The 24,375-nt window shown below is 74.0% G+C and carries 19 protein-coding genes; 9 read left to right on the top strand and 10 right to left on the bottom strand.

All coding sequences use genetic code 11. The annotated features are described in order from the left end of the window. Positions 1-70 precede the first annotated feature (70 nt). The 4 genes from ACWCSV_RS27585 to ACWCSV_RS27570 form a co-directional block, all read right to left on the bottom strand. Complete coding sequence (locus tag ACWCSV_RS27585) at positions 71-964, bottom strand: alpha/beta fold hydrolase (protein WP_451146691.1); 894 nt, start codon at positions 962-964, stop codon at positions 71-73. Positions 965-1,080: 116 nt separating this feature from the next. Beyond that, entirely contained in the window at positions 1,081-2,175 is a 1,095-nt protein-coding gene (locus ACWCSV_RS27580; RefSeq protein WP_451146689.1) for a DUF3533 domain-containing protein, read from the bottom strand. A gap of 105 nt (positions 2,176-2,280) precedes the next feature. Beyond that, complete coding sequence (locus tag ACWCSV_RS27575) at positions 2,281-3,315, bottom strand: DNA polymerase Y family protein (protein WP_451146687.1); 1,035 nt, start codon at positions 3,313-3,315, stop codon at positions 2,281-2,283. Next, a complete protein-coding gene (locus ACWCSV_RS27570) occupies positions 3,312-6,764 on the bottom strand; it encodes a DNA polymerase III subunit alpha (protein WP_451146685.1) in 3,453 nt (1,150 codons plus the stop codon). The genes ACWCSV_RS27575 and ACWCSV_RS27570 overlap by 4 nt, the downstream gene beginning before the upstream one ends. Before the next feature lie 479 nt (positions 6,765-7,243). Here ACWCSV_RS27570 and ACWCSV_RS27565 point away from each other — a divergent pair, with 479 nt between their 5' ends. Together ACWCSV_RS27565 and ACWCSV_RS27560 are read left to right on the top strand one after the other, a co-directional pair. After that, positions 7,244-8,143 (top strand): lipase family alpha/beta hydrolase, encoded by a 900-nt coding sequence (locus ACWCSV_RS27565; RefSeq protein WP_451146683.1) that lies wholly within the window; start codon positions 7,244-7,246, stop codon positions 8,141-8,143. A 221-nt stretch (positions 8,144-8,364) separates the two neighbouring features. Then, positions 8,365-9,915 (top strand): methyltransferase domain-containing protein, encoded by a 1,551-nt coding sequence (locus ACWCSV_RS27560; protein ID WP_451146681.1) that lies wholly within the window; start codon positions 8,365-8,367, stop codon positions 9,913-9,915. A 67-nt stretch (positions 9,916-9,982) separates the two neighbouring features. Here ACWCSV_RS27560 and ACWCSV_RS27555 read toward each other — a convergent pair whose 3' ends face one another. Then, the gene (locus ACWCSV_RS27555) at positions 9,983-10,564 is read right to left on the bottom strand and encodes a DUF402 domain-containing protein (protein WP_451146679.1); all 582 of its coding nucleotides are present in this window, start codon (positions 10,562-10,564) and stop codon (positions 9,983-9,985) included. A gap of 152 nt (positions 10,565-10,716) precedes the next feature. Here ACWCSV_RS27555 and ACWCSV_RS27550 point away from each other — a divergent pair, with 152 nt between their 5' ends. After that, positions 10,717-11,091 (top strand): GntR family transcriptional regulator, encoded by a 375-nt coding sequence (locus ACWCSV_RS27550; RefSeq protein WP_451146677.1) that lies wholly within the window; start codon positions 10,717-10,719, stop codon positions 11,089-11,091. A 56-nt stretch (positions 11,092-11,147) separates the two neighbouring features. Here ACWCSV_RS27550 and ACWCSV_RS27545 read toward each other — a convergent pair whose 3' ends face one another. After that, positions 11,148-12,242, bottom strand: a complete 1,095-nt coding sequence (locus ACWCSV_RS27545) for a DUF5925 domain-containing protein (RefSeq protein ID WP_451146675.1) — start codon at positions 12,240-12,242, stop codon at positions 11,148-11,150. A 291-nt stretch (positions 12,243-12,533) separates the two neighbouring features. On the opposite strand from ACWCSV_RS27545, the gene ACWCSV_RS27540 reads away from it, so the two are divergent. Continuing rightward, on the top strand, positions 12,534-12,797 hold the full coding sequence (locus ACWCSV_RS27540; protein WP_327174938.1) for a hypothetical protein: 264 nt from the start codon (positions 12,534-12,536) through the stop codon (positions 12,795-12,797). Positions 12,798-13,184: 387 nt separating this feature from the next. Here the strand turns inward: ACWCSV_RS27540 and ACWCSV_RS27535 are convergent, their stop codons facing one another. The 3 genes from ACWCSV_RS27535 to hmgA all read right to left on the bottom strand — a co-directional run bounded on the left by ACWCSV_RS27535 (position 13,185) and on the right by hmgA (position 17,086). Beyond that, positions 13,185-14,456 carry a type ISP restriction/modification enzyme gene (locus ACWCSV_RS27535; protein WP_451146673.1) on the bottom strand — a complete coding sequence of 424 codons (1,272 nt, stop codon included), beginning with the start codon at positions 14,454-14,456 and terminating at the stop codon, positions 13,185-13,187. Between the two features lie 172 nt (positions 14,457-14,628). Further along, the gene (locus ACWCSV_RS27530) at positions 14,629-15,471 is read right to left on the bottom strand and encodes a GntR family transcriptional regulator (protein ID WP_451146671.1); all 843 of its coding nucleotides are present in this window, start codon (positions 15,469-15,471) and stop codon (positions 14,629-14,631) included. A gap of 208 nt (positions 15,472-15,679) precedes the next feature. Continuing rightward, positions 15,680-17,086 (bottom strand): homogentisate 1,2-dioxygenase, encoded by a 1,407-nt coding sequence (gene hmgA / locus ACWCSV_RS27525; protein ID WP_451146669.1) that lies wholly within the window; start codon positions 17,084-17,086, stop codon positions 15,680-15,682. A 172-nt stretch (positions 17,087-17,258) separates the two neighbouring features. Between hmgA and ACWCSV_RS27520 the strand changes: the two genes are divergently transcribed. From ACWCSV_RS27520 to ACWCSV_RS27510, 3 genes are all read left to right on the top strand, one after another. Next, positions 17,259-17,870: a TetR family transcriptional regulator gene (locus ACWCSV_RS27520; RefSeq protein ID WP_451146667.1), complete on the top strand. Its 612-nt coding sequence runs from the start codon at positions 17,259-17,261 to the stop codon at positions 17,868-17,870. A 106-nt stretch (positions 17,871-17,976) separates the two neighbouring features. Continuing rightward, the gene (locus ACWCSV_RS27515) at positions 17,977-20,157 is read left to right on the top strand and encodes a molybdopterin-dependent oxidoreductase (RefSeq protein WP_451146665.1); all 2,181 of its coding nucleotides are present in this window, start codon (positions 17,977-17,979) and stop codon (positions 20,155-20,157) included. A 236-nt stretch (positions 20,158-20,393) separates the two neighbouring features. Continuing rightward, the gene (locus ACWCSV_RS27510; RefSeq protein ID WP_451146663.1) at positions 20,394-21,821 is read left to right on the top strand and encodes an ABC transporter ATP-binding protein; all 1,428 of its coding nucleotides are present in this window, start codon (positions 20,394-20,396) and stop codon (positions 21,819-21,821) included. Between the two features lie 142 nt (positions 21,822-21,963). Here ACWCSV_RS27510 and ACWCSV_RS27505 read toward each other — a convergent pair whose 3' ends face one another. Then, complete coding sequence (locus ACWCSV_RS27505; protein WP_451146661.1) at positions 21,964-22,710, bottom strand: helix-turn-helix domain-containing protein; 747 nt, start codon at positions 22,708-22,710, stop codon at positions 21,964-21,966. A 305-nt stretch (positions 22,711-23,015) separates the two neighbouring features. Here ACWCSV_RS27505 and ACWCSV_RS27500 point away from each other — a divergent pair, with 305 nt between their 5' ends. Both ACWCSV_RS27500 and ACWCSV_RS27495 read left to right on the top strand, forming a co-directional pair. Beyond that, the gene (locus tag ACWCSV_RS27500) at positions 23,016-23,687 is read left to right on the top strand and encodes a DUF4097 family beta strand repeat-containing protein (RefSeq protein ID WP_451146659.1); all 672 of its coding nucleotides are present in this window, start codon (positions 23,016-23,018) and stop codon (positions 23,685-23,687) included. A gap of 13 nt (positions 23,688-23,700) precedes the next feature. Continuing rightward, a partial coding sequence (locus ACWCSV_RS27495) for an ABC transporter ATP-binding protein (protein WP_451146657.1) occupies positions 23,701-24,375 on the top strand: 675 nt, incomplete at its 3' end.

The following is a 24,375-nucleotide window of genomic DNA, read 5'->3' as shown; positions in this document are numbered from 1 at the left end:
CACGGGAGGGGTGGGTCACCACTCGGGTGGCCCACCCCTCCCGTGCGGTCGAACGGGGCGCGGGGTTGGATCAGTTCATCGAGCCGACGCCGGCCTCGCGGTCGTCCAGGAGCCAGCTCAGGACCCGCGGGAGTACCGACAGGGCGTCGAAGTGCGCCGCAGCCGGCTCCAGGACGGTGGTCGCGCCCGGAATCCGGCCACCCAGCCAACGGGAGTGGCTGGCCGGTGAGAAGACGTCCTTCTCGCCGTGCCAGAGCATCACCGGGCAGGTGATGTCGGCCGGGTCGAAGCCCCACGGCCGGCTGAACGCGAGCGCGTCGTCGATCCAGCCGTAAGCCGAAGTCCTCAGGCCCTCACTGTAGTTGCGCAGCAGCAGCGAGCGGATTCCGGCGTCGTTCACCACCACCCGGTCGGAGTCGGTGAGTTCGCCCCGCAAATCGTCCAGGAGCCGTACCGGGTCGATCCGGATCTCGGCCGAGCGGATGATGAAGGACTCCGTGAGGCTGTCCGGGTCGGCTGCCGCGGTGGAGTACGCCAGTACGTTGGAGGCGGCCATCCCCTCGAACCAGTCGAGCCCCGGCGCACCCCAGGGGGCCAGGGTGACCAGGGCGGCCGCCCTGGTCACCCGCTCGGGCATCAGCGCCGCGCAGGCCAGGGCGTGCGGGGCGCCGCCGGAGCGGCCCACCACGGCGAACCGCTCCAGGTCGAGGGCGTCGGCGATGGCCCGTACGTCCTCGACGACGTCGCTCACGCGGCGGCCCGGATGCCGGTCGGACTCGCCGTAGCCGGGCCGGTCGTAGGTGATGAGCTGGGTCTGGCGCTGGTACATGACCATGCCGCGCGGAGCGGGTCCGAGCCGGCTGCCCGGGGTTCCGTGCAGCAGGAAGACGGGTCTTCCGCGCGGGTCCCCCTGCCGCTCCACGATCAGGTGACGTCCGTCCGCCACGCGCACCCGGTTGCGCACCCGTACCTCCTCAGGTCGCCCGGCCGCCCGGGCGCGGCGCGCCCGGTACATGCTGCCCCTTCGATGATGAGCCATCAACGGGCTTGTGCGCACTACCTGTTGGGGGAGGAACGGGGTCATACGGTAGGTGCGCCCCCTGGAGGTGCTCCTGGGTTTCCTGGTGCGCCGGGACCTGCGCCCGCGGCGCCCCCCGCGCCCCCCGCGTCCCCGGCGGGCTTCGTCCGGGGGTGCCGCAGGGAGAGCAGCAGGGTCAGGGCCGTACCGGCGACGGCCCAGGCGGAGAGGACCAGCAGGGAGCCGGTGACCGCGTTGCCCCGGAAGTAGGCGATCGAGCGGGCGACCCAGGTGCCCGCGCCCGGGGGCAGGGCCGGGCCGATCGTGCGCCAGAAGTCCGGCAGCATCGGCAGCGGGAAGGCGCCGCCCGCGCTCGGGTTGCCCGCGATCACGATGATCAGGACGGCCAGCCCGATGCCGACGATGCCGGTCAGCGCCTGCAGTGCGAGGGTGATCATCCCGGTGGCGAAGACGACCAGCGCGCCCAGCCCCGCCAGTCCCCAGAAGCTGCCGGGCAGCGCGCCGAGGACGGGGCCGATGATGAGCGCGCCGCCGATGCCGCCCAGCACCGCGTACACGGCCATGACCAGGGTGCGGATGAGGGCGCGCCGCGCGTTGGCGGGGCGGGAGCCGGCGCTGATCGCGAGGATCGAGGCGCAGAGGTATCCGCCCACGCACCACCCGACGACCAGGTAGAACGACGAGAGCCCGTCGAAGTCGTCGGAGGAGGCCGGGGCCACGTCCACGACCCGGGCGGTGCGCTGCTGCTGGGCCAGGACCTCGGTGGTGATCTTCCCCAGGGAGTTGGCGAGCGCGGAGCCGCCGCCGGAGGCGACCAGCACGGTGTCGGTCGTGCCGGAGGGGTTCAGCAGCAGCGCGCCGTCGATCTCGCGGTTCATGATCTGCCGGCGTGCCTCGGCGGCGTCGTCCACGGCGCGCGGGTCCAGCGGGCCGCCCGGCAGCTCGTCCAGCGCGGTGATCAGCTGCTCGGACACCTGCGGGGGCGCCACGACGCCGAAGGGGACGTCGGTGGCCACCGGCCGGTGCAGGGCGCCCACGTAGGAGGCGATGAAGAGCAGTTGCAGGACCAGCGCGCCGAGGACGAGCAGGGCGGCCCGGGGGGTGACGGCCTGTTTGACCTCTCCGGCGAAGTTCATGCCCTCCACGCTCGGCGCGAGGGGCGATTCGCGCAGGCGGGGCGGGCCGAATGGCGCAAGGGACGGACGTACCCCGCTCCCCGCGCCCCGCCCGGCCCTCCCAGGTCACGCGGCGGGCGGACGCCTGCGCGGTGTCGGTGTCCCCGCCGGTGCCGGTGCCAGGGTCGCGGGCCGTACGGCCCCGGCGCCGAAGCGGCGGCGGGCCCGGTCCGAGGCGGCTTCGGCGGCGCGGGACCGGTCGTCGACCGGGTCCAGGGAGAGCTGGCGCGGGGCGTCCCCGGCCGGCGAGAGGCCGTCCGCGCGCAGCGTGTAGGCGCGCACCCGGGCGCGTTGCAGGCCGAGCGAGTCCAGCAGCCCCAGGGCGGTGGCGGCGAGGAGGGGGGAGTGACCGGTGGGCTCGGGGGAGGTACGGGTACGGGTGCTGGACGTCCGGTCGGCGTACCGCACGGTGAGCGTCAGGCGCCCGGCGACCTGGTGCCCGGCGCGCAGGTGCCGGCCCAGCCGCTCGGCGAGCCCCAGCACCGCCCGGTGGTGCTGGCCGGGATCGAGGCAGTCCCGGTCGAGCACCCGGTCGACGGAGAGATGGGCCGCGGGCTCCTGCGGCACGACCGGGCGGGGGTCGTGGCCGTGCGCGCGTTCGGCCAGCAGCCGGGCGGGACCCGCGCCGAGCAGACGCTGGAGGGTCAGCGGCGGCAGGTCGGCGATCTGGCCGATGGTGTGCACGCCGTACCGCCCGAGCGTGGTCGCGGTGGCGCGGCCGATGCCGGGCAGCGCGGTGACCGGGCGGGGGCGCAGCCACGAGTCCGCCCGGTCGCCGGGGACCTCCGTGGTCTGTCCCGGCCCGGACGCGTCGGCCGCCATGGCGGCCAGCATCCGGTTGCCCGCCAGCCCCGCGCCGCACTCGATCCCGTACAGCGCGAAGAGCCGGAGCATGACCAGTTGCACCAGGTCGTACGGGGTCAGCCCGAAGTAGCGCAGCGCCGAGGTGAGGTCCAGCTGGACGGCGTCGGGCGGTACGGCCTGGACGTGCGGGGTGACGCCGGACATCAGCTCGACGATGTCGGCGTACCGCTCCTCGTCCGGCACGGCGTGCAGGTGGAGGTGGGCGATGTGGCGTCCGGCCGGACGAGGGGGCGTCATCCCGCGCTCCCCTGGCTGGTGTGGCCGAGCTTGCGCAGGTCGGCCGAGCGGCTGCCGGCGGGCTGGAGGTCGGCGTACGGGTGCAGCCGGGCGCCCGAGGTGCCGTTGGCCAGGGTGCGCCCCGGCTGCGCGGGCGTCGGGTGCGGGCGCTCCCCGCCGAGCAGCGCGAGCGCGGCGGCGGGGCCGTCGTCGCGGCGGGCCGCCGCGATCCGGTCCAGGTCCCAGGCCATGGTGCCGACGACCGACCGCCGGTTGCCGCGCACCTGCACGGTGCCGCGCACCAGCAGCAGCCCGCTGTGGAAGACGGTGTGCGCGCACGCCGGGTGGGAGTCCTCGAAGAAGACCAGGTCGACCATGCCCGAGCCGTCCTCCAGGGTGACGAAGATGATCCGCTTGCCGCTGGCGATCGGCGGGGTCTGGGTGGAGGCCCGCACCCCCGCGACGAGGACCTGCTGCCCCTGGCGCACGTCGGCCAGGTGCGCGGCGTCCGTCGCGCCGATCTCCCGCAGCAGCCGGTGGTGGTGGACCATGAGGTGCCGGGACACGTCGATGCCCAGCGTGTTCAGCTCGGCGTCCAGGGCCTCTCGGCCGGTCATCTCCGGCAGACCGCTCGGCTCCGCCCCGCCCGCCGTGCCCGCGTCGAGGGCGAGCTGCCCGTCACCGGCGGACCGGGCGCGGGACTGCCGGTGCAGTTCGGCGACGTGCAGCAGCAGGTCCCGCCGGGTGAGCCGGCCGTCCCCGAGCCCGCCGAACGCACCGATCTCGACCAGGCGTTCGGCCAGCGGCCGGCTGGGGCGGGCCCGCTGCCAGAAGTCCGACAGCGAGTCGTAGGGCGCGCCGGCCTCGATCCGGGCGCTCTCGTCCTCGGTGATGCCGCGTACGGAGGAGAGCGCGAGCCGCACCCCCCACCGCTCGTCGCCGGCCCGCTCCACCACGTACCGGGTACGGGAGCGGTTGACGTCCACGGGCAGCACGGGCACGCCCCGGCGGCGGGCGTCGGCGACGATGACGCGCCGGGGCCACATCCCGGGGTCGTGTTCGAGCAGCCCGGCGAGGAGGAACGCCGGGTGGTGCGCCTTGAGCCAGGCGCTCTGCAGGGCCGGTACGGCGAAGGCCACCGCGTGCGCGCGGCAGAAGCCGTAGGCGCCGAACGCCTCCACGGTCGCCCACACCTTCGCCCGGACCTCGGGGCCGTACCCCCGGGCGGACGCGCGGTCGTGGAACCACCTGCCGATGGCGGGCAGCCGCTCGCGGTCGCCGAGCGCCCGGCGGGCCACCTCGGCCATCGCCCGGTCGCAGCCGGTCATCACGGAGAGGGTCTCGATGATCTGCTCGTGCCAGATGGTCACGCCGTAGGTGTCGGCGAGCACCGGTTCGAGGTCCGGGTGGGCGTAGGCGGGGGCCCGCCCGTGCCGCGCGGCGACGTACCGCTCGGGCATGCCCCCGGCGACCGGTCCGGGGCGGAAGAGGCTGATGTCGGCGATGACGTCCTGCGGGTTGCGGGGCTGGAGGCGGGAGAGCAGGTCCTGCTGACCGGGCGATTCGAGCTGGAACAGCCCGATCGTCTCGCTCTGCTGGATCAGCTTGAACGCGAAGACGTCGTCGAGCGGCACCTGCTCCGGGTCGTCCAGGTCGATCCGGTCGCCGGTCGCGCGTTCGATCTCGTCGACGGCGTGGGCCATCGCGGACTGCATCCGCACCCCGAGCACGTCGAGCTTGATGTTGCCCAGCGCCTCCACCTCCTCCTTCGCCGCCATGGCCATCGGGTAGTCGCCCTGCGGGGTGGGCTGCACCGGCAGCCGGTCCAGCAGACCCGCGTCGCTGATGATCACGCCGCACGGGTGCATGGCCATGCCGTGCACCAGGGAGTCGAGCCCCTCGGCGAGCTCCCACAGCGGCCCGTACCGCTTCGCCTCCGACGCCAGCTGCCGCAGCTCGGGCAGCTCGGCGAGGGCGCTGGTGATGTCCGAGGCCCGCAGGTGCGGGAAGCTCTTGGCGATCCGGTCCACCTCGTCCGGGGCGATGCCCAGGGCGAGGCCGGTGTCCCGCAGCGCCCGGCGGGCCCGGTAGGTCTCGGGCATCGCGGTGACCGCGACCCGCTCCTTGCCGAACCGGGCGAAGACCGCGTCGTAGCACTCCAGCCGCCGCGCCGACTCCACGTCGATGTCGATGTCCGGGAGCGAGCCGCGCCGCTCGCTGAGGAAACGTTCGAACAGCAGCCGGTGCTCCAGCGGGTTGGCGGTGGCGATGTCCAGGGTGTGGCAGACCATCGAGCCCGCCCCGGAACCCCGGGCCGCGACCCGGATGCCCAGCTCCCGGATGTCCGCCACCACCTGGCCGACGGCGAGGAAGTACGAGTCGTACCCCAGCCGGGAGATCACCCCGAGCTCCATGTCGAGCCGCTCCCGGGCGTCCGCGTCGCGGTCCAGGCCCCGGCGGACCAGCCCCGCCTCGGCGCGTTCGCGCAGCAGCCGGGCGGCGCCCCCGGCGTCCGGCCCGGCGCCGAACAGGGACGCCTCCGGGAAGTGCGGGGTGCCCAGCCCGAGGTCCGCCACCGGGTCGAGGACGCATCCGGCGGCCGTCGCGGCGGTGTCCGCGAGGAGCCGGCGCGCCCGGCGGTCGTCCAGCCCCGCGGACGCGGCGACCGCGCGGGCGACGGCGATCATGGGGCCCTCGCCCTTGAGCCAGCGCTGCCCGCTGTCCAGACTGCGCCGGTCGACGGGGCGCAGCAGCCGTGCGGCGTCCAGCACGTCGGCCAGCCGGTGCTGGGCGGGGTCGGCGTAGCGGACCGCGTTGGAGAGCACGGCGGTGACGCCGGTACGGTCGGCCAGCGCCAGGGTACGGGCGGCCAGCCGCAGCGACCCCGGACCCGTGCCGGCCCGCCGGTACGCCACGGCCTCCAGCCGCAGCCCGGCCCCGAAGAGCTGCCGCCACGGCGCCAGCAGCTTCACCGCGACGTCCTCACGGCCCCCCGCCAGCGCCCGTACCGGCTCCGACAGGGGGCCCAGCAGCACGGTCAGACCGGGGCCGCCGTGCTCACGCAGCGCCGCCCACGGCACCACCGGCGCCGTACCGGACACCGCGCCGGCGTGCGCAGCCGACGTGATGCGGCACAGCCGCGCCCAGCCCGCCCGGTCCTGGGCGAGCAGCACCACGCGCAGCGGCGGTTCCACGACATGGGAGCCCCCGCGCGCCGGGGTGCGCGGGCGCTCGGCCGGAGGCGGCGGGGCGAGGGCCTCCACCGCGAGGTCGATGCCGAAGACCGGCCGTACCCCTTCCCGGGCGCATGCCTGAGCGAATCGAACAGCGCCGGTCACGGTGGACCGGTCGGTGAGCGCGAGCTCCGCCATGCCGAGCTCGGCCGCCCGCCGCGCGAGGTGCTCGGGGTGGGCGGCGCCGTAGCGGGCGGAGTAACCGGACGCGACGTGCAGATGGGTGAAGCCCGCCATGCCGCACCTCCATTCCGCCACCCCATTTCCGACCTTTGCCCGATACGTTCCTCGTACGTTCGTTCGATTACCTTAACTCCATCACCGCTGGTCGGCGAGCGGGTAAGGACCCGGTCGGTGCGGAAGTATTCGAACAGGGGGTGCGGAGGTGGGATGCCGGTCCGTCACCCTCGCCGCCTGGTGCGGCACTTGGGGTCGAGACGCCTTCCGGGCCCTCGTCCGGGGCGCGGTGCATGACCTTCGCCACCCGGGGGCGGGGTGTGGTGTTCGATTTGAACGCGCCCCGGTGCGCGGAGGTGCGGCCCGTCGCGGGGGAGGGGGCGGGGTGGGTGCCGGCGCGGCGGGGCATTTTTTACCGACGCGTAACTTCCCCCGCGAATCTACTGGTGCGTAATTTGGCATGAGCACATAAAGCTTGTGGTCCGGGCCACAGGGCACACCCCCACATCGCACTCCCTGAGCCGCAAGGAGATCCCACGATGCTGCCCTGGACCCGTACACCGCGAGCCCCGCGTGCGCGCAGAACGTTCGCCGCGCTGCTCCTCGCCGTCGCCGCCCTCGCCGGCCCCTCGGCCGCCGCCGCCTCGGCCGCTCCTTCGGCCGGTGAGGCCGCGGCCACCACGAGCGGCTGGAACGACTACTCCTGCAAGCCCTCCGCCGCCCACCCGCGCCCCGTCGTCCTCGTCCACGGAACCTTCGGGAACTCCGTCGACAACTGGCTCGTGCTCGCCCCCTACCTGGTGGCGCGGGGCTACTGCGTCTTCTCGCTCGACTACGGACAGCTCCCCGGCGTGCCGGTCTTCAACGGTCTCGGCCCCATCGACCAGTCGGCCGCCCAGCTCCGCACGTTCGTCGACAAGGTGCTCGCCGCCACCGGCACCTCCAAGGCCGACCTCGTGGGCCACTCGCAGGGCGGCATGATGCCGAACTACTACCTGAAGTTCCTCGGCGGCGCCGCCAAGGTGAACGCGCTCGTCGCACTAGCCCCCGACAACCACGGCACCACCCTCCTCGGGCTGACCAAGCTGCTGCCGTACTTCCCCGGCGCGGAGCCCCTGCTGAACGCCGCCACCCCCGGCCTCGCCGACCAGGTGGCCGGATCGCCGTTCGTCACCAAGCTCAACTCCGTTCCCGACACGGTGGCCGGAGTGAAGTACACCGTCATCTCGACCCGGTACGACGAGGTCGTCACCCCCTACCGCACCCAGTACCTGAGCGGCGCGAACGTCCGCAACGTCCTGCTCCAGGACCTGTGCGCGGTCGACGTCTCCGAACACGTCCTCATCGGCACCACCGACAAGATCGCCTTCCACGAGGTGGCCAACGCGCTCGACCCGGCCCACGCCACCCCGACGGACTGCACCTCGGCCCTCGGCTGACCGGCGTTCCCGTACCGCACCCGGCGCTCGGCGCGGGGCCGGGTGCGGTACGGAGCGGATCGCCGGAGGCCGGGAGATCATCCGGTGGCGGGCGGGCCGGGCGGTGGAACCTCGCGCCGGCCGCCCGCCCGGCCGCAATCCTTGCCGTGTACGGCTCCGACCGGTCGCAATTCGTACCGTCCGCACCGTGGGGGCGGGTACGGGCTGGGACCATGGAGGCCATGACGACGATCAGTTACTGGGACGAGGCCGCCGACTCCTTCGACGAAGAACCCGACCACGGACTGCTCGACCCCGTCGTCCGCGACGCCTGGGCACAGCGCCTGCAGAACTGGCTCCCCGTCACCTCCTGCGAGATCCTCGACCTCGGCTGCGGCACCGGCAGCCTCTCCCTGCTCGCCGCGGGCCAGGGGCACCGGGTCACCGGCGTCGACCAGTCGCCCCGCATGGTCGCGCAGGCCCGAGACAAACTCGCCGGCACCGGCGCCGAGGTGCTGATCGGAGACGCCGCCCGCCCGCCCGTGGGCGACCGGCGGTTCGACACCGTCCTGGTCAGGCACGTCCTCTGGGCGCTGCCCGACCCGGTGGCCGCCCTGGACACCTGGTTCGGCCTGCTGAAGCCCGGCGGGCGGCTCGTCCTGATCGAAGGGGTGTGGAACGGGGTGGGCGTCTCCGCCGCCCTGCTCACCGCCCTGCTCGCCCCGCACACCGAGCGGGTCCACCACGAACCGCTCTCCGGGGACTCCCGCCTCTGGGGCAAGGACGTGGACGACGAACGGTACGCCGTCGTGGCCCGCGCCGAACCCCGCTACCGCCACACCGAGGTCGTCGACGTCCACCTGATCATCCGGCGCGGCCCCCGGGTGCTGCTCGCCCGCCGGGCCGGCACGGGCTACGCCGACGGCCTCCTCCACCTGCCCTCCGGTCACCTGGAGGACGGCGAGGACGTGCGCGAGGCGATGATCCGCGAGGCGGCCGAGGAGACCGGTGTCACCCTCCAGCCGGAGGAACTGCGCGTCGCGCTCGTCATGCACCACCGGGGTCCCGGCGGCAGCCCGCGCACCGGCTGGTTCTTCGAAGCGGAGTACGACCCCGAGCGGGTGCCGTACAACGCGGAGCCCGACAAGTGCTCGGAGCTGGACTGGTACCGGCTGGACGCGCTGCCCGAGGACATGGTCGCGTACTGCCGGGCCGGCCTCGACGGATACCGGTCGGGCGAGCGTTTCCTGATCCACTGGCACGAGGACGGCGACCCGGTCGCCCACGACCCCGCCGTCCCGCGCCGCGCCGTCCCGCTGCCGTCCGCCGGGGCCGGTACCGGACGGGTGCACCACGTCGAGCTGTGGGTCTCCGACCTGGCGGCCGCCGCGCCCGGATGGGACTGGCTGCTCGGCCGGCTGGGCCACCTGCCGTACCAGCGCTGGTCCCACGGCCGCAGCTGGCGGCGCGGCGACAGCTACGTCGTGATCGAGGAGTCGCCGGACGCCGTCGCGCGGACCCACGACCGCCTCCGCCCCGGCCTCAACCACCTGGCGTTCCACGTCGAGGACCGGGAGGCGCTCGACACGCTCGTGGCACAGGCCCCCGACCACGGCTGGCGACTGCTCTTCGCCGACCGGCACCCCTACGCGGGCGGCGAGGGGCACCGGGCCGCCTACCTGGAGAACGACGCGGGCTTCGAGGTCGAACTCGTGGCCGGCGGCCCGGCCCGCGAGGCACCCGCGCCGTGCGCCGGCGAACCGGCGGCCGGGAGGGAGGTCCCGGCCGTCTGACGTGTTCTCAGGGGCGACGCCTCGGCGGGCGGCGGCGCGGAAGGGATGGCGGGGGGCGGGGCGGAGGTCACGCGCCTGCGGGGGCGAGCAGGTCCGGGAGACGGCCGGCGCGGGCGAGGCGTTCTAGCGCGTCCAGGGCGTCGGCCGCCGCCGCGGCCGCCGCCGGATCACGCTCGGCGAGCCCGCTCTCCGCGAACTCGTCCTCGTCCAGGCGCAGGACCTCCGAGGCGTCCGCGGACACCCAGAGGTCCAAGTCCAGGTCCTCGACCAGCACTTCTTCGCCGGTGACGGTGCAGGGGCGGGTGATGTCGCAGTACCAGCCCTTCAACAGCCCTCCGCCCGTACGGACCTCCTTCACCGCGTACCACCGGTCGCGCCAGTAGTGCTCGGTGAACACGTCGCCCGGCGCGAACGTCACGAAGCCGAAGTCCCGTACCCCGGGGGCTGCCCACGGGGCGAGGACGGTCACCCGGCTGCCGTCGTCGGCCAGCCTGCGGGCCGGGTAGCGGATCTTGGTCCGCCCGGCCTTGGTCAGGACGACGGTCACCTCGCCGGTCGTCCCGCCGGTCACCTCGGCGGTCCTTTCGGCGGCGCCGTTGCCCGCCCCGTCATCGGCTCGGGCGGTGGGCGATCCCGGGTGTGCGGACATGGCGTACCTCCGTCGTGCGCGCCCGGTGATTCCGGACCAGGCGCCGATGGCGCGGCCCTCTCCCGGAGAGGGGTGTGGACGGGACCGACCCTATGCGGGGGAATCGACGGGCCGCCTCCGGGTTTCCGGGCGGGAGGTGCAGAATCTGCACCGTGACTCTGACGATCGTGATCGACCCGGACACCGGCACCGCCCCGTACGAGCAACTGCGCGCGCAGATCTCCGAACAGGCCCGCTCGGGCGCGCTCCCGGTCGGGTACCGGCTGCCGACCGTGCGCGGGCTCGCCGGGGAACTCGGCCTGGCCGCCAACACGGTGGCCAAGTCCTACCGCGCCCTGGAGGCCGACGGCGTCATCGAGACCCGCGGCCGCAACGGCACCTTCGTCGCGGCGGCCGGGGACGCGGCGGACCGCAGGGCCGCGACCGCCGCGCAGGCGTACGCGGACGAGGCCAGGCGCCTCGGCCTCTCCCGCGCCGACGCCCTCGCCCTCGTCGAGGGCGCGCTGCGGGCGGCGTACGAGGAGTGAGGGCGGGGCGTCACGCGGCAGGCACGTGCCCGGGTCCGCCGCGCGCCGCCCGCCGCTCACAGGTACAGGCCCGCCTCCGCGCCCGCTTCCTGCTTCGGCACGGAGGCCGGGCCGCTGCCCCGGCGCAGCGCGAACAGCTCGGCCAGGGTCGCCCCTTCGCGGCCGACGCCCTCGTCCGTACCCAGCCAGGACACCGCCTCGGGCCTGCTCAGCGGGCCGACCTCGATCCGGGCCAGGCAGCGGCCGGGCCGGACGACCGCCGGGTGCAGCCGCTCCAGGTCCTCGTTGGTGGTGACCGCCACCAGGACGTTCCGGCCCTGGCCGAGCAGGCCGTCGGTCAGGTTGAGCAGCCGGGACAACGCCTGGCCCGCCGTGTGCTTTGCCTCGCCCCGGATGAGTTCGTCGCAGTCCTCCAGGAGCAGCAGCCGCCACCGCCCCTTCTCCGAGCCGTCGTCCTCGCCGATCGCGATGTCCATCAGGTAGCCGACGTCGTTGAAGAGACGCTCCGGGTCCAGGACGCAGTCCACCTGGCACCAGTCGCGCCAGGCGCGGGCCAGCGTCCTCAGCGCCGAGGTCTTCCCGGTCCCGGGCGGGCCGTGCAACAGCAGCAGCCGCCCGGAGATGTCGTCCGGGGTGACCTTCATCAGCCCGTCCATCGCCCCGGCCACCCGCGCCGAGTAGTTGGGGCGGACCTGGTCCCAGGTACCCGCGGAGATCTGGCGCGTGGTGCGGTGCGGCCCGCGCTGCGGCGAGACGTACCAGAAACCCATGCTCACGTCCTCGGGCTGGGGTTCGGGCTCGTCCTGGACGCCGTCCGTCGCCTCCTTGAGGACCCGCTCCGCCAGCTCGGCGCTGGTAGCGGTGACGTTGACGTCGGCGCCCCGGCTCCACCGCCGCGCGAGCAGGGTCCAGCCCTCGCCCTCGGCGAGCGTCGCGCTCCGGTTGTCCTCGCGGGCGGTCCGTACCACCGTGGCGTCCGACGGTACGAGCGTCTTGCCCGGCTTCACGCGGTCCAGCGAGGAGCTGTGCGCGTACGGCTGCTCGCCCGTCGTGAAGCGGCCGAGGAACAGCGAGTCCATCACGTCGGAGGGGGAGTCGCTGTCATCGACGGTGAGCCGGATCGGCAGCGCGGACTCGAGGTTGGCAGACATGCGCCCATGATCCGCCAACGTACGGCCCGGCGCACCGGGTTTCCCCGACGGGTGTGGTCCCTCGTCCCGGTGGAGTGCGCCGGGCGCAGGGAACGTGAGGGGGGTGGGTGCGGCCGGGCGCGGGGACTTCACGAATCCTCCAAGTCCCTCCCGTATCAGGCGAATCGCGTGACGCACCGTCAACCACCGCATGCGTGTACGTAATCCTGCGCCCGGGATACGCGTGTGTCCTCGCGGAGCGATAGGGTTAACCTGCCCGCACCGGGTGCCCTCGTACGGGTGGGGAGTGACATGGAACAGATAACGGTCCGCAGCAGGCCGCGCGTGCCTGCCATCACATGTGGAAGCAGTGCGACCAGTTCGCGGCTCGACCGCCATCTCGCGGTGCTCGGCGGCCCTGCCGTCCCGCAGCGCGAGGCGGCCGAGGCGACGCTGCTGATGCGCGAGCTGACCTCGCGCGACGCCGCGCACCGCCACGGCAGCAAGAGCGCCCGCGTATCGCTCTTCGCCCCGCTGCGGAGACTGCGGCGCTCGCTCTTCGGCAGTCGCCACTGACGGGTCGGCCTGCCGGACCGGTCCTGCCGAAACAGGCCCGGCCGCCACCGGGTCGGCCCTCGCGCGGGTCGGCCCGGGAGATCGCTCTGCCCGGAAGTCTCCGCCCCGATGTCCTGATGCGATGCTGCCGCCTGCCCGCCCGTCCTCCCCGGGCGTCCGGCGGCATCCGTCGGATGCGGACACGGAGACCCGGATGAAAGGCGTGCGTACGCCGGGCCCCCTCCCCGCCCGGCACTCCGTGCCCGTACTGGTTCTCCCGCGCCCGCACCCCCGTCGGCCGGCCCGTACCCGGCCGACGGTCCTAAGGGCCTGCGGGGAAGCAACACCTTGATTCCCCGCAAGCCCCTGGGGCCGCGTCTTCGAACTGCCGTCTGCCGGGCACGGTGCTCACACCAGGGTGAACTGCCCCTCGGGCCCCTCCTCCTGCCCGCCGAGCACCGTCGCCGGGCGCCGCGCCGCCGCCGGAACCGGCAGCACCCCGGCCGCCCGCAGTTCTTCCCGCTCGATGGTGCGGGCCGCGCCGATCCGCTCGGCCAACTCCCGCTGCCGGTCGCGTACTCCGTCGAGCAGGGCCAGTACGGTGATCAGCTCCAGCAGCTCCGAGGTCCATTCCCGGGGCCAGGCGGCCGGTCCCACCGCGTCCAGCCCGACCCGCTCCGCGCCGGTCCACGCGGCCGCCCGCCGGCCGAACCACACCTCCAGCATCCGTGCGCCGCCCGCCCGGAACTCCCAGGCCCCGGCCGGCACCGGGGCGATCCGCCCCTCGTCGAGCAGCAGCGTTTCGCTCCCCGCGTCGTACGCCACCGAGCCGGGCCGGGGCGGCACCGCGGACCGCACGTAGGGCCGCCGCCCGCCCGGCAGCCGGGGACGCTCCCCGCCCCGAGCCCCGCGCAGATGGAGCCGGAGCAGCTCGCGGCCCAGCTCCACCCCGGCCGACCAGAGTGCCCCGTCGCGGGGCAGCGGTACGAGGCATCCGCCGGGGGAGGGGCGCGCGGCGGCCAGGGTCCAGGCGAGCAGCGCCTCGGGGGTCGCCGGCTCCCCGCCGCCCGGGCCCGGACCGGCGCCCCCGCCGAGACCGGCGGACCCGAGTGCGGCGCGCAGCCCCGGGGCCAGATTGGGTTCGGCCCCGCCCGGACGCCGGAAGAGCGGCCGGACGCGTCCGGGCCGGCCGGCCGGCGCGTACCCGTCGGGGAGCAGCGCGGTCACCGACAGGACGGGGCCGCAGTCGCCGGGGAGGTACCCGTGCTCGACGGTGAAGAGCTGGTGGGCGTCGGCCACCCGCCAGAGTTCGGGGCGGGCCGCGTCGATCAGCCGATGGTCCGGAATCAGCCACTGCTCGTCGAACGGCCCGTGCAGGACGCGCACCGGCTCCGGGTAGGCACCGGGGTCCCGGGCGAACCGTGCGGTGGAGGTGGCCTGTCCGGGCAGCGCGGCGGCCGGAGTGCGCGGACCGCGGAACCGGGTGGGCCGGAACAGCCGTTCCTGCTCCTCGCCGCCGGCCCGCGCCAGTCGCTCCCAGCGCGCTTTCAGGGCCGCCGGGTCGGGGCCGGTGACCCAGGACCTGCCGGTCCGCATCGGGCGTACGGACCACGGCATCAGCTCGTCCAGGGTGAGGTGGGCGGCCTCCGGGCCGGTGTCCCTCCGGGAATCCGCTGCCACGGTGTCGTCCCCCCGCTCGCCACGTCCGCCGCTCCGGGCATCGTAACGGGGCGGCGGGGCGTCCGGCCGGGCTCCCGGCCACTCCCGGCGTACGCGCGAACCGCCACGAGCCCCCGCGGGGCGCCGTGTCCGGTCAGGGGCCGCCGTACCCGGCCAGGGGCGCCGTGTCCGGTCAGTCCGCGTCCACCGTCACCGAGAAGGAGAACCGGTCGCCCCGGTAGTGGATGCGGGCCACGTCGACCACCCGGCCGCCGGTGTCGTAGGTGACGCCGGTGAAGTGGAGGATCGGGCTGAGCAGCGGCACCCGCAGCAGCTCGGCGGTGGCCGGGTCGGCGAGGCGGGCCTCCACCGTGTCGGTGATCCGGGATATCGGCACGCCCGCCGTGTCCCGCAGGATCTTCGTCATCGGCCACCGCTCCAGCTCGGCGGCGTCGACCCGGGCGGCGACCTCCGGACGCACCATGTTCTCCGCCCAGTTGACGGGCTCACCGGTCACCGCGTCGCAGCGCAGCCGCCGGTAGCCGACCACCTCGGCGCAGTCCGGGAAGTGGTGGGCCAGTTCGCCGGGCACGGCGGTGGGGCCGTGGCCGAGGACCGTCGTCCGCTCGCCCGACTGCTGGGCCACGATCGCGTCGACGGACCCGAGCACCCGTACCGGCGAGACCCGCCTGGCCCGGGGCTCGATGAAGGTGCCGTGCCGCCGCTGCCGGCTGATCAGTCCCTCCGACTCCAGCTCCTTGAGCGCCTGGCGCATGGTCAGGACGCTCACCCCGTAGTGGGCGGCGAGCCGCTCCTCGGTCGGCAGCCGGGGAGGGGCGTCGTGCGGACGGCCGAGTATCGAGGCGCGCAGGGACTGCGAGACCTGGTACCAGAGCGGGAGCTTCCCGTTCAGCACCAGGGAGTCGGGGGCGAAGGCGGCCGTCCCCGTCTCCGTACCCCGGTCGCCCGTGGTCCCCTCCGGGGCGGCCGGTCCGCCCCGTCCGGTCCGGCCACGGTCCGTACGTCCTGCCTGCATCCGGTCCACCTCCTGGTCTCGCGCCGGCTCGCCGGACATGGAAGCCAGGCCGTGTCCGACCATTCCCGTCGGGCGGGCGGCGCCCGGCACGGCACCTCGCTGCGTTGTCGGACCGCCCGTGTACATCCAGTACACGGGCGGCCCTCCGCCTTGCGATGCACCGCACCGGACACCGCCCGCCGATCCGACGCGCATGGTCGGACACGGCCTAGGGCCGGAAGTTGCTGTCCAGACCCTGCCACACCCCGTCGTAACCGCGCTGGAGATGGGGGGCGGAGGCGGCGTGACCGGTGAGCGTCAGCGGGCGGCGCGTCTCGAACATGAACGCCAGCCCGTCGTCGATCCGCTGCGGTACGAGCTCGGCCGTGCTCGCCCGGTCGAAGGTCTCCCGGTCCGGACCGTGCGCCGACATCATGTTGTGCAGCGAACCGCCGCCCGGGACGAACCCGCCGGCCTTCGCGTCGTACGCGCCCTCGATCAGCCCCATGTACTCGCTCATCACGTTCCGGTGGAAGTAGGGCGGCCGGAAGGTGTCCTCGCCGACCAGCCAGCGCGGGGCGAAGACCACGAAGTCGACGTCGGCCAGCCCCGGGGTGTCGGTCGGCGAGGTCAGCACGGTGAAGACCGACGGGTCGGGGTGGTCGTAGCTGATGGTGCCGATCACGTTGAAACGGCGCAGGTCGTAGACGTACGGCGTGTGGCTGCCGTGCCAGGCGACGACGTCCAGCGGTGAGTGGTCGTACGTCGCCGTCCAGAGGTTGCCGCAGAACTTGTTGATCACCTCGACCGGCCCCTCGCGGTCCTCGTACGCGGCCACCGGGGCGCGGAAGTCCCGTGCGTTGGCCAGTCCGTTGGCACCGATCGGGCCCAACTCCGGGAGCTCGAAGGGGCTTCCGTAGTTCTCGCAGACGTACCCCCGGGCAGTCGCGTCGAGCAGCTCGACCCGGAAGCGCACCCCGCGCGGGATCAGCGCCACCTCGCCGGGAGCGGCGCGGAGCAGGCCCAACTCGGTGCGGAGCAGCAGGGAACCCTGCTCGGGGACGATCAGCAGCTCGCCGTCAGAGTCGCTGAACACGCGCTCCGTCATGGAGGAGTCGGCGTGGTACAGGTGCACCGCCATGCCGGTGCGGCCGGCCGCGTCGCCGTTGCCGCCGAGGGTCCACAGCCCGGCGACGAAGTCGGTTCCGGGGGAGGGGGCGGGCAGCGGGTCCCAGCGGAGCCGGTTGGGATCGGGCACGGTCTCCGTGAACGGCGCCGAGCGGAGCGAGCCGTTGGCGGAGCGGACGAACGCCGGATGCGCGGCGGAGGGCCGGATCCGGTACAGCCAGGAGCGGCGGTTACGGGCCCGGGGCTCGGTGAAGGCGGAGCCGCTGAGCTGCTCCGCGTACAGCCCCAGCGGTGCGCGCTGGGGGGAGTTGCGTCCGTGCGGCAGTGCGCCCGGCACCGCCTCCGAGCTGTGCTCGTTGCCGAATCCGGTGGAGTACGCCAGGCGCCCGCCGGACGCGGTCCCGCCCCCGCCCCCGCTGATGCCCGCGCCGCCCGGGGTGTCCGTGCCGGGCGGGGTGTCCGTGCCGGGCGTGTTCCGTGTACCGCGTGTGCCGTCCGTGCCGCCCATACCGCCGCTCCCGGTGCCGAGACGGGCCCCCGGCGGCCCTCGGGGGCGCGCGGGAACCGTGGAAGGTGAATCCTATGGACCACCGTAGGAATGGAGAAGGGGCCCGTCAACGCCAATCGCCGCGCGTCCGGGGGCCGGGTGGGGACCGGGCGGGCTCCGGCATGATGGGGCCGTGTCCCACCCGAAACCGAGACTGCGCCGCACCCCCGTCCAGCAGCGCAGCGCCGAACGGCTCACCCGGATACTCGACGCCTGCGCCGCGCTCCTCGACGAGGCCGGCTACGAGGAGCTCTCCACCCGGGCCGTCGCCCTCCGCGCCGAGGTGCCCATCGGGTCCGTCTACCGCTTCTTCCCCAACAAGCGCGCCCTGGTGGACGCCCTCGCGGTGCGCAACCTCAACTCCTACACCGAGCACCTGACCACCCGGCTCGCCGCCGTACCCGCGGCCGACTGGCGGGGCGCGATCGACGTCGTGCTCGACGAGTACCTGGCGATGCGGCGTACGCTCCCCGGCTTCGCCCAGGTCGACTTCGGCGCCGCCGCGCACGCCGACGACCCCCAGCACCAGGCGAACCACCGGCTCGCGGACCGGCTCGCCGAACTCCTCGCGGGACACCTGGGCGGCAGCCCGGACGAGGACCTGCGGCGGGCCGTCCTGGTCGGCGTGGAGGCGGCCGACGCCACGCTCCAACTCGCCTTCCGCGAGGACCCGTCCGGTGATCCGGCGATCGTCGCGGAGGTCCGGGTGCTGCTGCACGCCTACCTCGCGCGGGTGCTCGACTGAGGGGGCTTCCCCGTCCGGCGTCCCGACCCGTCCCGTTCAGGGGCTCCCCGGCATGCGTACCGGTCGGTATGCTCGCGCTGACCCAGTCGCTCCCCGGGGAGGTCCCGTGTCCGCCAACTCCCGTACCGCACCCCGCATCTGCCCACTCTGCGAGGCCACCTGCGGACTGACCCTCACCATCGAGGGGAGCACCGTCACCGGGGTGCGCGGGGACCACGACGATGTCTTCAGCCGGGGTTTCATCTGCCCCAAGGGAGCCGCGTTCGGCGGCCTCGACGCCGACCCCGACCGGCTCCGCACCCCGCTCGTCCGCCATGAGGGAGTCCTGCGCGAGGCGACCTGGGAGGAGGCGTTCGACACCGTCGCCACACGCTTCCGCGAGGTCACGGAGGCTCATGGCCCGCAGAGCGCCGGGCTCGTCCTCGGCAACCCCAACGTCCACACCATGGCCGGCGGCCTCTACCCGCCCCTGCTCGTCGCCGCGCTGCGCACCCGCAACGTCTTCAGCGCCAGCACCCTCGACCAGATGCCCAAACACGTCTCCAGCGGGCTGCTCTTCGGGGACGCCAACGCCATCCCCGTACCCGATCTCGACCGCACCGACCACCTGCTGCTCATCGGCGCCAACCCGCTGGAATCCAACGGAAGCCTCTGCACCGCCCCCGACTTCCCCGGCCGGCTCAAGGCGCTCCTCGCCCGGGGCGGCACGCTCACCGTCGTCGACCCGCGCCGCACCCGTACGGCCAAGCTCGCCGGACGCCACCTCGCGATCCGGCCCGGCGCGGACGCCCTGCTGCTCGCCGGCCTCGCCCACGTACTCGTCGCGGAGAAGCTCGCCGCCCCCGGAGCACTCGCCGATCACCTGGACGGACTCGACCGGCTCGCCGACGCGCTCGCGGACTTCACCCCGGAAGCGGTCGCAGGACCCTGCGACCTCGACCCGGCCACGGTCCGTGCCGTCGCGCGGGAACTCGCCGCCGCGCCGACCGCCGCCGTCTACGCCCGCATCGGCAGCTGCACCGTCGCGCACGGGACTCTGGCCAGCTGGCTGGTGGACGTCCTCAACATCCTCACCGGCAACCTCGACCGCCCTGGTGGCGCCCTCTTCCCGCTCGCCGCCACCGCACGCGCCCCGCGCCCCGCGGGCCCCGGCAAGGGCTTCGCCCTCGGCCGCTGGCACAGCAGGGTCTCCGGACACCCCGAGGCCAAGGGCGAACTCCCCATGGCCGCACTGGCGGAGGAGATCGACACCCCCGGCGAGGACCGCATCCGCGCCCTCGTGGTGCTCGCCTCCAACCCGGTGCTCTCCGCCCCCGACGGCGACCGGCTCGACCGGGCGCTCACCGGCGGGCTCGACTTCATGGTCAGCGTCGACCCGTACCTCAACGAGACCTCCCGCCACGCCGACGTCGTGCTGCCCCCGCCGCCGCCCTCCCGCTCCGCCCACTTCGACTTCGCGCTCAACACCCTCGCGGTACGCAACCAGGTCCGCTACACCCGACCGGCCGTGCCGCTGGACGAAGGGGCCCTCGACGAGAGCGAGATCCTCGCCCGGCTGATCCTCGCCGTCGGCGGCAACCACGGTGCACCGCCGGAGACGGTCGACGCGTACGCCGTCGCCGCCGCACTCGACCGGGCCGGAGCACCGGGGGAGCTCGCCGAACGCCTCTCGGGAACCACCGGACCCGAGCGCCGGCTCGACCTGATGCTGCGGCTGGGCCCGTACGACCTCACCCTCGACGACCTGCTCGCCCACCCGCACGGCATCGACCTGGGCCCGCTCCGCCCCCGGCTGCCCGAAGTCCTCAGGACCCGCAGCGGCCGGATCGAGCTGCTCCCGGAGCCGCTCGCCGCCGACCTCCACCGGCTGCGGGCGGCGCTCGGCGACACCCCGGCCCCGCTGGTCCTCGTCGGCCGCCGCCACCTGCGCTCCAACAACAGCTGGATGCACAACGTCCCGGCGCTCAACCGGGGTACGAACACCTGCACCCTCCAGATCCACCCCGAGGACGCGCACCGGATCGGCCTCGTGGACGGCGCCACCGCCCGGATCGAGGCGGCGGGAGGAGCGGTCGAGGCGCCCGCCGAGATCACCGACACGGTCCGCGCCGGGGTGGTGAGCCTGCCGCACGGCTGGGGGCACGGCCGCCCCGGCACCCGGCAGTCGGTCGCCGCCGCCCGGCCCGGGACCAACGTCAACCAACTGCTCGACGGCACCCTCCTCGACCCGCTCTCCGGGACCGCCGTGCTCAATGGCTTCCCGGTCCTGGTGACCGCGGCCCAGTGACCCCGCGGGCGCGGTCGCGGGGCCGTCGCAGCACCCCGCCGCACCCGTCAACTCCCTTGCCGCCAGGGCGAAAAAATTGCGACAACCGGAATCAACCCTGGCACTTCCGGCTCCGCCGTCCTCTCCCGTCGCAACCTTCGCGCGAGTCATTCACACGCCCCGCACCGTGGGCTAACTTCAGGCCACGCAGCCGCTCCCACAGTGCAGCCGCATCACTTTTCCATGGGCGGAACCTCATGACTCGCGCGATCTCTCTGCAGGACATCAGCAAGGCGTACGGACGCGGTCCGCGCGCAGTGGACCACTTCTCGCTCGACATCGCACCCGGTGAGTTCGTGGTGCTGCTCGGCCCCTCGGGCTGCGGCAAATCCACCGTCCTGCGGATGATCGCGGGGCTGGAGGAGGTCACCGAGGGGGAGATCCTGCTCGACGGCGTGCCTGCCTCCCATCTCCAGCCCCGCGAACGGGGCATGGCGATGGTCTTCCAGAACTTCGCCCTCTACCCGAGCATGACCAACCGGGGCAACATCGGCTTCCCGCTCAAGCTCCAGAACCCGCGCGAGGACGCCACCGAACAGATCGAGGCCACCGCCCGGATGCTCGGCATCGAAGGCGTCCTCGACCGCTACCCCGGCCAGCTCTCCGGCGGCGAACGCCAGCGCGTCGCCATGGGGCGGGCCATCTCCCGCCGCCCCTCGGTCTTCCTGATGGACGAGCCGCTCTCCAACCTCGACGCCAAGCTCCGCAACCACCTGCGCGCGGAAATCGCCCAGCTCACCAAGGAGCTGGGGGTCACCACCGTCTACGTCACGCACGACCAGTCCGAGGCGATGTCCCTCGGCGACCGGGTCGCCGTGCTGCGCGGCGGAGTCCTCCAGCAGGTCAGCTCACCGCGCGAGGTGTACGCGCTGCCCGAGAACGTCTTCGTCGCCGCCTTCATCGGCACCCCGAGGATCAACCTCCTCCAGGCCGTCGTGCACGCGCCGCTGGAAGGCCGGATGTCGCTCGACCTCGGCCGCCAGCGCCTCGCACTGCCCGAACCGCTCAGCCCCGACCACCAGTTGCTCCGCATCCAGCAGGGCCGCCGGATCATCGTCGGGCTGCGCTCCGAGGCGGTGCGGATCGCCCCGCCGAGCCAGGCCCGCCCCGGCGAGGTGGCGCTCGGCGGCATCGTCCAGCACGTGGAGTACCAGGGCCACGAGGCGCTGGTGCACCTCAACACCGGATCGCAGCCGGCCGTGGTGCCCGACCTCGAATCCGCCCGCCCGGAAACGTCCGTCCGCCGGCGCCGCGCCGCGGGCGGACGCGCGGGAGGGCCGGACCACGGGGACTCCGCGCGCCGCGGACGCCGGGAGGGCACGGCCTGGGCCCGGGGCGGCGGCCTCGGCGTACTGGAACGCCTCCGGGAGAAGGCCGGCCACATCAGCGGACCGGTGGTGGCGCTCGGCGACCCTCCCCGCAACGGAAAGGGGCACCCCATGAGCGGCCCCGACCGCCCCGCCGTCACCCCCGGCGACCTGGTCGTACGTACCAGCCCGGACATGCGGCTGCGCACCGGCGGCCAGGTGCCCCTGCTGGTGGACCTGGCGCACCTGTACGTCTTCGACCACCAGGGCCGGCGGATCTGCCCGCTGCCGAGGGACGTGCCGGGGCTGGACGTCTGAGCCACCCCCGCCCCGAGCCCCCGCCCCGAGCCCCCGCCCCGCGCGCCCGTCCGCGCGTGTCCTCGCGCATCTCCCCGCGCGGAACGTCCCGGGGGCGGTGGCCGGCTCCGCACCGGCGCCACGGCCTCCGGGACGCCGTCCGTCAGCCTTCCGTGCCGCTGCCGGAGGCCGTCCCCGCGGGCTTGGCGGCGAGGATGTCGCGGGCCTGTTCGGCGGCGCGGGTGATGCTCTCCGAGACGAAGCCGGTGAAGCGGGCGATGTTCTCCAGGCGGTGGGCGGCCGGGGTGCCGGAGCCCAGCACGCCGACGCCCACCCTTGCCACCTCGGCGAGTTGGGCGGTGGAGCGGGCGCTCGCCATCACCGACTGGTACCAGACGTCGTCGTCGGCGACGTACCGTTCGCGGCGCCCCTCGTCGCGCTCCCGGCGGACGAGCCCCTGGCTCTCCAGGAACGCGATCGACTTGGAGATGGTCGCCGGGCTGACCTGGAGGCGCCGGACGAGTTCGGCCGCGGTGACACTGCCCGCGTCGGTGGTGAAGAGGCAGACCAGGACCCCGGCCATCATCCTGGACAGCCCCGACTGGACGAGGACGTCCGTGAACGTCTCCTCGTACGCGCGCACCGCCTCCGCGTCCCGCCCGTGCTCCAGGGGCGCCGGCGCCTCCGGCTCCCGGGCCTCGGCCTGCCGCGGGCGCTGCGCGCGGCGCCCGGTGGCGCGCTGGGCGAGATCGGCGCGGTAGCCGGCGGGGCCGCCGTTGCGCATGACCTCGCGGGTGATGGTCGAGGTCGGGCGGTCGAGGCGCCGGGCGATCTCCGCGTAGGCGAGGTCGTCGGCCAGTCCCAGCGCGATCTGCTGGCGCTCCTGCTGGGTGAGTCTGCCTCCCGGCATCGCGTTCTCCTTCGTGGTGCGTGCGAGGCCCCGGTCCGCGCGGAGCCCTCATGTGCGTGCGAGGCCGCGGTCCGCGCCGAGCCCTCATGGTGCGACCCTAGCGTTCGCACTCAAGCCATTGCAACGACGATGGAACTGTTCGTTGCGTTCGATTCAAATCCATTGCAATGAAATCCCTCAATCCACCTGCGGAGACGGGAATTTTGAGGATTACGTCGTTGCCAGGGCTGTGAATGCAACGTAGCGTTTCTCATGTCGGAAACGGCGGGCCGCAGGGGCTCGCCCAGCAGACGCAGGAGAAAACGATGCAGAAGTTCACCACCCCCGCCCCCATCTCGGCCGTCGTCGACATCCCCGCCGGGCACATCCGGTTCATCGCCGCCGACCGGGCCGACACCGTGGTCGAGGTCCTGCCCGCCGACGCCTCCAAGGGGCGCGACGTCAAGGCGGCCGAGCGGATCGAGGTCATCCACACCGACGGAGTGCTGCGGATCGGGACCCCCGAGGCGGCCAACCGGATCCTCGGCCCCTCCGGGTCGGTCGAGCTGACCGTCCAGCTGCCCGCCGGCTCCCGCATCGAGGTGAAGGCGGCCGCCGCCGAACTCCGGGGCGTCGGACGGCTCGGCGACGTCGTCTTCGAGGGCCAGCAGGCGACCGTCAAGCTCGACGAGACCGCGAGCGCCCAACTCGCCGTCCTCGCCGGGGACATCACCGTCGGCCGCCTGGGCGGACCCGCCGAGATCAGCACCGGGAAGGGCGACCTCCGCATCACCGAGGCCGTGCGCGGAACCGTCACCCTGCGCACCTCGCACGGGGACATCGCCGTCGGCGCCGCCCGCGGAGTCTCCGCCTCCCTGGACGCCGGCACCACCTACGGCCGGGTCCACAACGCGCTCGCCAACACCGACGGCGCCGCCGCCGCCCTCAACCTCCACGCCACCACCGCCTACGGCGACATCACCGCCCGCAGCCTGTAAAGGAGCACCTCCCATGGCGATCCCCACCACCGGCCTGGCCATCGCGGCGAAGGGTCTGCGCAAGTCCTACGGCGACAAGACCGTTCTCGACGGCATCGACCTGACCGTCCCGGCAGGCACGATCTTCTCCCTGCTCGGCCCGAACGGTGCCGGCAAGACCACCGTCGTCAAGATCCTCTCCACCCTCATCACCGCCGGGGCCGGCGAGCTGAGCGTCGGCGGCCACGACCTGGCCGCCGCCCCCCAGGCGGTACGGGCCTCGATCGGGGTCACCGGCCAGTTCTCCGCGGTCGACGGACTGATCACCGGCGAGGAGAACATGCTCCTCATGGCCGACCTCCACCACCTGCCCAAGGCGGAGGGCAAGCGGGTCGCCGCCGAACTGCTGGAGCGGTTCGACCTCACCGAAGCGGCGAAGAAGCCCGCCTCCACCTACTCCGGCGGCATGAAACGCCGCCTCGACATCGCCATGACCCTGGTCGGCAACCCGCGGATCATCTTCCTCGACGAACCCACCACCGGCCTCGACCCCCGCTCCCGCCACACCATGTGGGGCATCATCCGCCAACTCGTCACCGGCGGCGTCACCGTCTTCCTCACCACCCAGTACCTCGACGAGGCCGACGAACTCGCCGACCGCATCGCCGTCCTCCACGACGGGAAGATCGCCGCCGAAGGCACCGCCGAG

Source organism: Streptomyces sp. NPDC001770 (genome assembly GCF_053596135.1).
Note: the sequence above shows the minus strand (reverse complement) of the source record. Positions and strands in the feature narration are given on the sequence as shown.